Raw genomic sequence first — 12,754 nt, 5'->3', positions numbered from 1 at the left:
GCGCGCCGCAGCCGCGGCGCCAGCACGGTGGCGCCGCGCACCGCCAATTGTTCCTCGGCGGCTTCATCGCCGAGCAAGGCCGCCAGCGCGTCGAAGGACGCCGGCGAACCGTCGATATCTATCGTGCCGCGCCAGCTCCGGCCCTGCTCCCGCCGCGCGACGCGCACCGCCGCGCTCAAGGCGGCGAGGACGGGATCGACCTCCTCCGCCGGCCCGGTGGCCGCCCCGCCGCGCGTGACAACCGTGATCGCCGCCGCCGACGGCGTCGCGGCGCGCTCTCGCGCCAGCGCGCTCAGCAAGGCGCCGCGGCGCGCGACGGCCGCCAGCGCGTCTTCGTCTCCGGCCGCGCGGTCGAAGGCGAGCACCAGGCCGGCGTCGCCCGCGCGGCGGATGGCGTCGATCTCGGCGGGCGCAATCGCGCAGCGCTCGCCGGCGGCTTCCAGCGCGCGCGCCACTTCCGCGCACAAGGCCGGATCGCCGGCGACGATGCGCTCGCCCGAGCGGCGCGCGCCGGCCGGGGCCGGCAGCGGCTGCCAGGCGATGCGGTACAGCGGCGACTCCGCCTGCGCCCGCCCTTCGTCCACCCAGTAAGGCTGGCGGTCAAATGCGTAGCTCGGCAGCCGCGCGACGCGGCGCCCGGCGCCGGCCGGCGCCGGCCAGTCGACCGGCAGGCCGGCCACATAGCGCCGCGCCAAAGCGTCCAGCCGCTCGGCCGGTTCGCGTCCCGCGTCCGCCGTCTCCGGCGACGCGTCGCGGCTGGGCGGCATCCCGCCGCACACGCCGCTGTGAACGGCGGCGTCCTCGCCGCGCGCGAAGCGGCTCAGCTCGCGCGCCATCCCTTCCGCGGGGACGGCCGGCACCCCCCCCCCCCCCGAGCCGATGCGGGAAATGCGAGCGCGCCGCCCGCGAAGCGTGGCAGGCGGCCGCCCACGCCGCGGCGTCGAGCCCGGCCAGATGGGCGGCCAGCCGCGCCGCGTTGCCGCGCAGCGAGGCGTCGGATTTCGCGGAAACGACCAGCAATTGCGCGCCTTCGTCCGCGCCGGCCGCCGTTTCGCCGGCGGCCGCGCGCGGCGGCGCGAGCAGCACCGCGTGCGCATTGGTGCCGCTGAAGCCGAAGGAGCTGACCCCGGCGACGCAGGGCGCGCCGCCGGCGTCTATGCGTTCCGCGCCGAGCGCGAGGCGCAGCGGCAGCGTGTCCCAGTCGATGCCGCGGTTGGGCGTGCGCACATGCAGGGTGGCGGGCACCACGCCATGGCGCACCGTCAGCGCCGCCTTGATCAGCCCGGCAATCCCCGCCGCGCCTTCCAGATGGCCGAAATTGCTCTTGATCGAGCCCAGCAGCACGCGCTCCTCGCGGCCGCGGCCGGCGAACACGGAGGCCAGCGCCGCCGCCTCTATCGGATCGCCCAGCGCGGTGCCGGTGCCGTGCGCCTCGATATAATTCACCTGCGACGCGTCGATGCGCGCGGCGCGCAAGGCCGCCCACACCAGCTCGCGCTGCGCGTGCTCGTTAGGCACCGTCAGGCCCGCGCTGCGGCCGTCGTGATTGACGGCCGAGCCGGCGATCAGCGCGTCTATGGTCCGCCCGGCGGCCTCGGCGTCGGCGAGCCGCTGCAGCACCACCACGCCGCAGCCCTCGCCGCGCACGAAGCCGTCCGCGCCGTCGTCGAAGGAGCGGCAGCGGCCGCTGGGCGACAGCATGTGCGCCCGGCATTCGGCGGCGGTGGACAACGGCGACAGCACCACATTGACGCCGCCGACGATGGCGATGTCGCACTCGCCGGCGCGCAGCGCGTTGCACGCCAGGTGCACGGCGACCAGCGACGACGAGCACGCGGTGTCTATCGTCAGCGTCGGCCCGTGCAGACCGAGCGCGTGCGACACGCGGCCCGCCAGCACGCTGGGCGCGTTGCCCGAGGCGGTGTAGAGGTCGACCTCCTCCGCCCGGCGGAAACGGTGCGCGTAGTCCTGATGCATGACGCCGGCGAACACCCCGGTGGCCGAGCCCTTCAGTTCCGCCGCCGTCATGCCGGCGCGCTCCACCGCCTCCCAAGCCACCTCGAGCAGCATGCGCTGCTGCGGATCCAGCATCGCCGCCTCGCGCGCCGAAATGCCGAAGAAGCCGGCGTCGAAGGAGGCGATGTCGTCCAAAAAGCTGCCGGTGCGGCAGTAGATGCGGCCGCTCGCGTCCGGGTCGGCGTCGAAGTAGCGCTCGACGTCCCAACGCTCGGCCGGCACCTCGCTCACGCCGTCCGCGCCGTCGAGCAGCCGCTGCCACAGCGCCTCCGGCGAGTCGACGCCGGCGAAACGGCAGCCCATGCCGACCACGGCGATGGGCGCGTGCCGGCGCTGTTCGGCGCCGTCCAGTTCGCGCTGCAGGCGTTCGATCTCGCGCAGCGCGTTCCGCATCAGCGCGGTCGTGTCGATCTGGCTCATCGCGCGTCCTTTCTATTCAATTCCTTCAGTTTCGCGGACAGCATTTCCACGATCTCCTCCTGCGACATCGCGGCGTCCGCCGGCGCGTCGGGCGCGGCGGCGGGCGCGGCGGGCGTCGCCTCCGCCTCGGCCATGCCGAACACCGTCCGCGCCAGATGGTCCGCCAAGGCGGCTATGGTCGGATTCGAGAAAATCACCGTGGTCGGTATCGCGCGGCCGAAACGCTTTTCCAGCAGCACGCGCAGATCGGTGATCAGCAAGGAGTCCAGGTCGTAGTCGAACAGCGAGCGCTCGGGGTCCAGCGAGGCCAGCGGCGTGCCGGTCACCAGCGCGGCGTCCTCGGCCAGCAGTTGGAACAGACGATGCCGTCTTTCCTCCGCCGGCAGCGCCAGCAGCTCGCTGACCGAGGAGGTGGAACCCGCGCCCGGCTGGGCGGTGGCGATGCCGGCGAAGCGGCTGGCCGGCACATGCGGCGGCCATTGCTCGATCAAGCGCCCCCAATCGATGGGCAGCAGCACGAGGTGGGCCGGCAGGTCCGCCCCCAGCGCGATCTCGAAAGTGGCGCGGCCGCATTCGGCCTCGATCTGGCCGATGCCCAGCTGCGCGAGCCGCCGCTTGGCGTTGGCGCTGGAGCGGGCCAGCATGCCCACGTCCTGCCACGGCCCCCAGGCGATGGACAGCGCGGGCAGCCCTTGCGCGCGGCGGCGCGCGGCCAGCGCGTCTAGGTAGGCGTTGGCCATCGCGTAGGTCGATTGCCCCGGCGCGCCGAAGGCGGCGGCGGCGGAGGAAAACAGCACGAAGTGTTCCAGCGGGTAAGCCAGGGTGCGCTCATGCAGCAGCCAGGCGCCGCGGGCCTTGCCGGCCAGGGTGGCGGCCAGCGAGGCCGGCGTGACGTCGCCGACCAGGCAGTCCTCCACCACGCCCGCCAGATGGCAGACGCCGCGCAGCGGCGGCATGGTCGCGTCGATCTCGGCCAGCAGCGCGTCGACGTCCGCTTCCGCCGCCACGTCGGCCTGCCACACCTTCACCTCCACGCCGTCGCGACGCAGCGCGGCCAGCGCCGCCTCGGCCGCGGCGTCGGCCGGCCGGCGGCCGGTCAGCACCAAGGCGCGCGCGCCCAGCGCGGCGAGCCAGCCCGCGACGCGCAGGCCGAGTTCGCCCAGCCCGCCCGTGATCAGCCACGTGGCGTCCGCCGAGAGCGCGAGGTCCGCTCTGAGCGGCAGCGCGCGCTCGTCGAAGCGCGGCGCGGCGACCGCCTCGCCCTTGACCGCGACTTCGGTCTCGCGCTCGAAGTAATCCAGGCCGCGGCGGATCGCCCGCGCGTCGCCCGCGTGCAGCGCCAGCGTCTGCAGATGCGGCGTTTCCATCGCCACCGCGCGCGACAACGCCTGCAGCGGCGCCGAGGCCGGCGCGTCCGGCGCCAGCGCCAAGGCGATGCGGCAAGGCCGCTCGCGTCGCGCGGCCGTGGCGAACAGTTCCAGCGCCCCGGCGTAAACCGCCGGCGCCGGCGCGTCGCCGCGCGCCTCCAGCCCGCGGCAATCGACGATCAGGCCCGCCTTGTCGAAGGGAATATCGTTCACCGCCGCCACCACGACGGCCTCCTTGCCTTCGTCGCGCAGCATCGCCGCCAGCCCTGCCGCCGTATCCCCCGCTCCGCTCAGGATGGCGATGGACGGCGGCAACTCGGCGGCGTCCCCGCCCGCCGCGTCGCGCCATTCCACCGCATAGCCCTCGCGCAGCGGTTCGACGCGCAGCAATTCATTGCGGGTCACCTCGCGCGACTCCAGGCCGGTCATTTCGAGCAGCACCTTGCCGGCGTCGAACAGGCTGGCCTGCCCCCGCTCGGCCGACGCGTGACAGCGCATCCCGGCGCCGGTCCGCCCGTGCAGCGCCAGCCGCGCGATGCGCGTCGGCACGAAAGCCTTGCTGCCCTCGGGCCGCGCGGCGGCGGCCACCAGTTGCAGCACCGAATCCAGCACCCCGGGGTGCAGCAACCAGCCGGCGTCGTCGGCGTCGCCCCGCATATCGCAAGACGCGTCGCCGTCCCCGACCACGATGTCCGACAGACGCCGGAAGGTCGGTCCCATCACCACGCTGCGCGCGCGCAGCCAGCTATCCAGCAGCTCGGTGGAGATCGCTTCTCCGCGCACCGGCTCCGACGGCGCGGCGCCCGGCGCCTCGCCGGCGTCCACCCTGGCCGTCGCGTGGACGTCGGCGGACTCCAGCGTCAACACCGTGGCTTCGAAACCGTCGCCGTCGCGCACCAATTGCAGCTGGACCTTGCGCGCCGCGCCCGACGGAATCACCAGCGCGGCCGGGAAACGCAGATCGCTCAGCACGCAGCCGTCCGAGCCGGTGAGCGCGCGCGCGCCGTCGGCCATCATCACCGCGAGCGCCGCGCCGGACACCACCACCTTGTCGTAAATCACGTGATCCTGCAGGAAGGGCAAGGCGGCCACGCTCCATTCGGCGTCGAAGAAGGTCGCGCCCAAGGCCGGCGCGTCGGTGCGCCGTCCAAGGAAGGGCGTCGCGCCCGCCGCCAGGAAGCGCGGCGCGCGGTCTATCCAGTGACGCTGGCGCTGGAAGGGATAGGTCGGCAGCGCCACCCGGTTGCCGTCGCGGTAATGCTGGGACAGCTCCAGCGTCAGGCCCGCGGTCCACAGCCGCGCCAGCGCGTCCGGCGAGGCCGGATCGAGCGACGCCATGCCGGCAGCGCCCGCGCCCAGCGCCGTGTCGCCGAAGTCCAGCACCCATTCCGCGCCGGCCGCTTCCAGCGCTTCGGCGGCGTCCGCCGCGCCTGGCGCCGTGCCCGCGCCGGCCAGTTCTTCGCGCACCGCTTCCGCGCTGTCCAGCGGCAGGCCCGAGGCCGCGCTGATCCACAACAAGGACGGCGCGACGGCGCGCTCCGCGCGGCGCTGCCGCGCATCCTCAAGACTCAGCGCGCCCGCCGCGAAGGCCGCTGCGAACACCCCGCTCCCCGTCGCGCACACGCTGGCCGGCACGACGCCGCTCGCCTGCCACAGCTGCACGCGGGTCAATACCGCGTCCAGATCCTCGGCGCCGCCGAAGGCGAAGCTCAGCTCCGGCGCGCGCGCCGGCACTTCCGCCGCGATCGTCTCCGCGCTCGGCTTTCCGGCGGCGAAGGCGCGCAGCGCGGCGATCAAGGCCTCGCGGGATTCGGCGCGGAACGCCGCGCGCTGCTCCCAATGCCGCCGCCCCAGCGCCGCCGTCAGGCAAACGTCTTCTATCCTCAGCTCGGGATGGCCGTCGAGAAAGTCCGCGTAGTCCGCGCACAGCGCGGGCAAGGCCTCGCCGCGCGCCGACAGCAGCAAGAGCGGCGTGACGTCCGGCGTGCGCGGCACGCGCGGCGGCGCCGCTTCAAGGATCACGTGGGCGTTGGTGCCGCCGATGCCGAAGGAGCTGACCCCGGCGCGCCGCTGCGGCGCGTCCCAAGGCGCGGTTTCGGTCGGCAGGTAGAAGCCGGCGTCGCCGCGCAGCGCGTCTATCGCGCGTTCCGCGCCGACGGCGGCCGGAATCCGCCCATGCGCCACCGCCAGCGCGGCCTTGATCAGCCCGCAAGCGCCCGCCGCCGCGTTCAGATGGCCGACGTTCGCCTTCAAGGTGCCCAGCGCGCAGCGCGCGTCGGCGCCGGAACGCTGGCCCAGGGCCGCGCCCAGCGCCGCCAGCTCCACCTCGTCGCCGATCGCCGTGCCGGTGCCGTGCGTCTCCACATAGCCTATCGACGCGCCGTCCACCTCGCTGAGCGCCAGCGCCTGGCGGATCACGTCCTGCTGCCCGCGCCCGCCGGGCGCGGTGAAGCCCACCTTGGCCGCGCCGTCGTTGTTGACCGCGCCGCCGCGAATCACCGCCATGATGGGGTCGCCGTCGGCCAGCGCGTCCTCCAGGCGGCGCAGCACCACCACGCCCGCGCCGTTGCCGAAGACGGTGCCGCTGCTGTCCGTGGTGAACGGACGGCAGGCGCCGTCCGCGGACAGAATGCTGCCCTCCTCGTACACATGGCCCTGCCGCTGCGGCAAGGCGACGCTGACGCCGCCCGCCACCGCGAAGTCGCACTGGAAGCTCAGCAGTCCCTGCATCGCCTGAACCACGGCGACGAGGGAAGTCGAGCACGCGGTCTGCAAGCTGATGGCCGGGCCGCCGAAATCGAGCCGGTAGGCGACCTGGGTGGCCAGATAGTCCTTGTCCACGCCCACCCATTGCTGCAGATAGCGGTTGGGCGACGCGCGGTCCAGCCGGTCGCGCACGTGGTCGACGAGATAATCGACGCTGGCCGAGCCGGCCCAGACGCCGACGCGCGCGCCGCGCGCCGCGCCGTGACCGGCGCGCTCCAGCGCCTCGTGCACGCATTCGAGGAAAATCCGCTGCTGCGGGTCCATCGCCGCCGCCTGCGACGGCGGAATGCCGAAATAGGCCGCGTCGAATTGATCGACGCCGTCCAGCGGACCGCCGGCGCCGACGAAGCCGGGCTGGGCCAGCACCGTTTCCGGCACGCCCTCGCGGCGCGCCGCGTCCGCGCCGAAGCGTTCGATCGCGACCCGGCCGTCGGCTATCATCGACCAGAACTGTTCCAGGGTGCTGACGCCGGGCAGGCGGCAGCTCGCGCCGATGATCGCTACGGCGTCTACGGGTGTTGCATCAGTCATTACAAAGCCTCCTTGCGTGCGCGTACGCGCTGTCGATAGGCGCGCGCGCCGTCGACGTCCATCATTGGGGAAAGGTCCGCCTCGCCCGTATCGGCGCGCTCGGCGAGCGCCCGTATCGTGGCCAGCGAAAAGAAATCGACCAGCGGGGGCACCGCGACGCCGCGCGACGCCAGCAGCGCGCGCAGCCTCACGATGTGCATCGAGGTGGCGCCCGCGTCGAAGAAGCCCTGCCGCGGGTCTATCTCGACGCCGACCACTTCGGCGAAGGCGGCCAGCATCGTGGCCTCCAGCGAAGCGTCGCGCCGCGCCGCCGCGGCCGGGGCCGCCGGCGCGGGAGCCGGGGCCGCCAGCTCGGCGAGACGCGCGCGGTCCACCTTGCCGTTCGCCGTCAGCGGCAAGGCGTCCAGCACCATCACGTGATGCGGCTGCATATAGGCGGGCAGATGCAGCACCAGTTGAGTGCGCACGGCCGCGACCACGTCGCCTTGATGATCCGGCAGCGCCACCACGTGCAGCTGGATCACCGTCGCGTCCTTGCGCCGGGCCACCGAGGCCACGGCGCGCGCCAGGCAGCCGGCGCGCATCGCGGCCGCCTCGATCTCGCCCAGCTCGATCCGATAGCCCTGCACCTTGACCTGCCCGTCCATCCGTCCCAGCAGTTCAAGTTCGCCGTCCGGCTGCCAGCGCGCGAGATCGCCGGTGCGGTAGAGCCGCCGGCCCTCGGCGTCGATGAAGAAGCGGCGCTCGGTTTCCGCCTCGTTGCCCAGATAGGCGAGCGCGAGTCCGCGGCCGCCCAGCAGCAATTCGCCCACCACGCCGTCCGGCCGCTCCCGGCCGTCGGGCGCGCGCACGAAGCATTGCTGGTTGGACAGCGGCCGGCCGTAGGGAATCGACGCCAGCACGGCGTCCTCGGGCGCGATCGGATGCACCACCGACCAGATCGACACCTCGGTCGCCCCGCCCAGGCTGATCGGCCGCAGCGCCGGAAACGCGTCGCGCAGCCGCCCGGCCAGGCCGGGCGCGATCCAGTCGCCGCTCATCAGCGCCAGGCGCAGATGCGGCGAACGCGGCGCGGACACTTCCAGCATCAGTTCCAGCACCGCCGGCACGGAATTCCAGATGGTGACCCCGCCGTCGCAGAGCGCCTGGGCCATCGCGTCCGGATCGCGCGAGCGGGCCGGGAACACCACCTCGCCGCCGACCGCGAGCAGGCCGAAGATGTCGTAGACCGACAAATCAAAGGCCAGCGAGGACACGCACAACGCGCGATCGGCCGGGCCGACCGCGAAGCGTTGGTTGATGTCGTCTATGGTGTTCGCCGCCGCCTCGTGCGCGATCAGCACGCCCTTCGGCCGCCCGGTGGAACCTGAGGTGAAGATCACATAGGCCGCGTCGCCGGCCTCGAGGTCCGTGGCCGGACCCGCGTCGCCGCGCGGCAGCGGCTGGTCCAGACGCAGCGCGGGCACCGGCAGCGCCGGGCCTGCCGCGCTCAGCAGCGCGAGACGGGCGCCGGCCTCGCCGAGCAGTTCTTCCATGCGCGCGGCCGGCCAAGACGGCTCTATCGGCAGATAGACCGCGCCCGCCATCACAATGCCCAGCAGCGCCGCCACCGCGCGCGGCCCCGGCGCGACGATGGCCGCCACCACCTCGCCGCGCGCCACGCCGCTTTGCCGCAGCGCGCCGGCGATGTCTTCCGCCTCGCGCAGCAGCGCGCCGTAGCTCAGCGTCGTCTCGCCCTGCCTGACCGCCACCGCCTCCGGCGCGATCCGCGCCTGTTGGACGATGGGGGTTTCCAGCCGTCGCGGCGCGCGCTCCGCCGCGGTGGCGTTGACCGCCGCGCGCCGCGCCGCCTGCTGCGGCGCGAGCCGGGCCAGCGTCGGCCGCTCCACGGCCGCGGCGTCCGTCGCCATCGTTTCCAGCGCGCCGAGGAAGACCTCGAACATCGCGTCCACCATGCCGTCGGGGAACAGCTGCGCGACGGACTCCCACATCAGCACCAGCCTGTCGCCGCGCCGGCCCAGGACGGCGTGCAGCGACACCTGGGGCGTGGGGTTGGCCATGTCGACCACGCGGCCGACGCCGTCCAGCAGGGCCAGATCGTCCGCCGGGTCGCCGGACAGCAGGCTGGTCAGCACCACCGGCATCAGCACGGGCGCGCCGTTGCGCCGGCTCAGCTCGCGCAGAATCGACACGCCGGAGCACCAGGGCGCGTCCAGATCGGCCCACACTTGCCGCTGCACCGCTTGGGCGAAGGCGGCGAACGAGGGGTGACGCTCGCTCAGCGACAGCAAGGTGTTGCTGGTGTAATCGCCTATCGCCAGCCCCGCCTGCTCCGCCCGCGTGTTGCAAGTCACGTTGAGCGTGAAGGCGTGCGCCGCCGTCCACAGCCGCAGCGTGTCGGCGAAGGCGGCGATGCACAGCGAAGTCAGCGTGACCCCGAGCGCCTGCGCCCGCGCCGTCAGCGCCGCGGACAAGGCGGCGGGCAGCTCCCGGCGGCGGTTGGCGAAGCGCGGCTCGGCCACCTCGGCCAGCGCCATCTTCATCGGCAACTCCGGCGCCGGCGCGATGGCTTCGACCCGACGCAGCCAGGCCTCGCGCTGCGTCTCGGTCGCCGCCGGCGGCGTCATCGGCGTGATGCATTGCGCGGGGGCCTCGTCGGCCGCGTCGCGCGCCAGCTCGGCCATCAGTTGCAGGAAGCTGCGCAGATCGCCGGCCAGCAGGCTGAGCCGCAGGTGCAGGATAGCCGTGCTCTCGGTCAGACGGGAGACGACGGCGAGCACGGGCGGGCCGTCGCGCTCGGCCAGGCTCTCGCGCGTCGCCTCCAGCCGTTCCGCCGCCTCCGCCGCGTCCAGCCCGCGCAAATCCTGCGGCGGCAGCAAGGGGTCGTAGGCCAGCGCGTCGAACGCGCCGCGCCCGTCCGCGCCCACCGTCATCCGCAAGGACGGGTGGCGGGCGACCAGCCGCGCGAGACGCCGGCCCAGTTCCGGCGCGCGCGCGGCGTCTATCTCGAAATCCACGCGGATATGCGGGGACACGCTGCCCAGCGGCACCCCGCCCTGCTGGCCTATCCAGTAAGCCTGCTGCATCTCGGACAGTTCGAACGCCTCCCCCGCCGCATAGCGGCGAGCCGCGGCCGGCGCCGCGGCGTCCAGGCGCGGGGCGTCGACGATTTCGCGCCGCAGTTGCCGGGCGGAGAGCGCGAACAACGCCGCGAACGACAACTCCACGCCATGACGCGCGCGCGCGGCGGCGGCAAGCCGCGCGGCCGACAGCGAATCCAGCCCCAGATCGATCAGCCTGGCGTCGGGCGACGCGGCCGCGCCGGGCACGAAGCGCGCGATCTCGGCCAGAATCGCGTCGTCGGCCGCCTCGGCCGCGTCGTCGGCGACGATGCGCAGTTCGCCGCGCAGCAGCGCGTCGCGGGTGGCGCCGCGCCGGGTCTTGCCGCTGGAGGTGCGCAGGATGCTGCCGCGCCACAGCAGCGCGATGCGCGCCGGCGCCACGCCGTGCTCCCGCGCCAGCGCCGCGCGAATCACCGGCAGGATGTCACGGGCCTCCGCCTCCCCGCAGCCGCCGCGCACCTCGGCGCCGATCAGAATCCCTTCGCCGTCCTCGCCGTCGACGGCGGCGGCGAAGGCGCGCCCCTTCCGAATCGACGGATGGCAGGCCGACACGGTGTCTTCCAGATCGTGGCTGTAGACATTCCGGCCGCCGACGATGATCAAATCCTTCAAGCGGCTGGTGACGAACAGATCGCCCTCGTGCAGAAAGCCCAGATCGCCGGTTCTCAGCCATGCGCTGTCGCCGTCGGCCAGCCGCGCGCCGAAGATCTCGCGCGACTCCTCCGGGCGGCGCCAATAACTGTCGGCGACCGTGCTCCCGGTCACCCATATTTCGCCGACGGCGTCCGGCGCGCACGGCGCGCGTGTGTCCGGGTCCACGATGCGGACGCGCGTATCGATCAGGCTGACGCCGCAGGCCGCCAATTCGACGCCGTCCGTCTGCGGCGAGACGCGGCCGCGCGCCAGCGCCTCCCGCGCAAAGCGCACGCCGCGCGTGCCCTCGCCGCAACGGCCGGCGGTCACCTTCAAGGTCGCCTCGGCCAGGCCGTAGCCCGGCACCACCACCGAAGAACGCAGCCCAAACGGCGCGAAGGCCGCCTCGAAGCGGCGCACCGTGTCACAGCGCACCGGCTCCGCGCCGTTCAGCGCATAACGCAAGGACGACAAATCGGTGCCCGGCGCGAGATCGCCCGCGCGGTCCGCGCACAAGGCGTAGGCGAAATTCGGCGCGGCGGTGTGGGTACCGCGCCGCGCGGCTATCGCGCGCAGCCAGGACATGGGCTGGGCGACGAATTTCTCCGGCGCCATCAGATAGGCGGGGAAGCCGCATTGCAAGGGGGTGAGAATGCCGTACACCAGGCCCATGTCGTGGAAGTACGGCAGCCAGCTGATCATCGCGCTGTCCGCGTCGTGCATCGCGCCGCGGTCAAGATCGTCTATCGTCGCCCACAGCCCGGTTTGCGTGACCACCACGCCCTGCGGCGTGCGCGTCGAACCCGAGGTGTACTGCAGCAGCGCCGGACTGGCGTCCTTCGCCGCCCGCAAAAAGGGCGCGGCGCGCTCGGCCTCGTCGGTGCGCATCCAGCGCAGGCCCGGCAAGGCGTCCCGCGCCTCCGCGCTCAGCGCGATGGCGGCGCCGCAGTCCTGGGCGATCGCCGCCATCGTGTCGCGGCCGTGACGCGGCGCCACCGGCACCGGGATCACGCCGGCCAGGCAGCAGCCGAAGAAGGCCGGAAGGAAATCGAGCGGCTCCTGATAGACCAGCATCACGCGCTCGCCGGCCTCGGTCGCTTGCGCCAGGCGCGCGGCGATGCCGGACGCGCGTTCGCACAGCGCCGCATAGCTTAGCGCGAGCGCTTTCTCCGGATCGGCCGACGCGTAGGCGAGACGCTCGGGACTCGCCTCCGCCCGCCACAGCAACTGCCGGGCGATGCTAGGCGCTTCGCGATGCGAAAAAGCTTGATGAGGGCCGAACTTGTCGGCGGCGGGCGTCCGCCGAGATGCGACATCGGATGAGGAATACATTGCATGACCTCCATGTATCGACAACTGCTCCGGGTATGCCGGGCGCGCGCCCATCGAATCCACCCATATGGCATGGCTCGAGTCGTCGCGTCGCCCTAATCGGGCCGGCTTGCGCCGTCGCCCTGTCACGCGCTCAGCCGCGACGGAATGCCGCGACGATCGCGAGAACCTTAAATACAGGCCGGGCCGTAGCCCGCCCCATTCAAGAAGCAGCCATGCTGTTTTTGATATATTCCGCCCTATCGAAACCGTTTCTTCGACAGGTTGGCGAGGATCATCCCTTCGTTTTCACGTAAGGATGCGTGACGCGTGCGCGGCGGTTTGCCTAAGCAGCGTTTGAATCAAGAGAATAGAATTGCCAATGTGTCTCATGCGCCGTAATCGGACTTTCTTTTGAGATGATTCGATATCATTTCAGCGATCAAACCATTGCGAATCAGCATTGCTTTACGCTTTGCATTCCTATTTCCCCGTGTCGTCCAAAACCAGGAAAACGCAATGAATATTGACGCTCAAATTGTTTTCGTATAGATTTATTTGATCGCGTTAATTCTAAAAATCCCGCAC

At 72.5% G+C, this 12,754-nt stretch carries 4 protein-coding genes; all 4 read right to left on the bottom strand.

The features are described from left to right. Positions 1-680, bottom strand: a 680-nt coding sequence (locus ACODSD_RS18555; RefSeq protein WP_488878000.1) for a SpnB-like Rossmann fold domain-containing protein, incomplete at its 3' end; no start/stop codon positions are given. Next, positions 601-2,436 (bottom strand): type I polyketide synthase, encoded by a 1,836-nt coding sequence (locus ACODSD_RS18550; RefSeq protein ID WP_488877999.1) that lies wholly within the window; start codon positions 2,434-2,436, stop codon positions 601-603. The genes ACODSD_RS18555 and ACODSD_RS18550, both read right to left, overlap by 80 nt. After that, positions 2,433-7,100, bottom strand: coding sequence for an SDR family NAD(P)-dependent oxidoreductase (locus ACODSD_RS18545; RefSeq protein ID WP_488877998.1), 4,668 nt, complete (start codon positions 7,098-7,100; stop codon positions 2,433-2,435). Before ACODSD_RS18545 ends, ACODSD_RS18550 begins: the two co-directional genes overlap by 4 nt. Then, complete coding sequence (locus ACODSD_RS18540; protein ID WP_488877997.1) at positions 7,100-12,187, bottom strand: acyl carrier protein; 5,088 nt, start codon at positions 12,185-12,187, stop codon at positions 7,100-7,102. Before ACODSD_RS18540 ends, ACODSD_RS18545 begins: the two co-directional genes overlap by 1 nt. Between the last annotated feature and the right edge of the window lie 567 nt (positions 12,188-12,754).

Source organism: Chromobacterium sp. FG22, from assembly GCF_057809415.1.
Note: the sequence above shows the minus strand (reverse complement) of the source record. Positions and strands in the feature narration are given on the sequence as shown.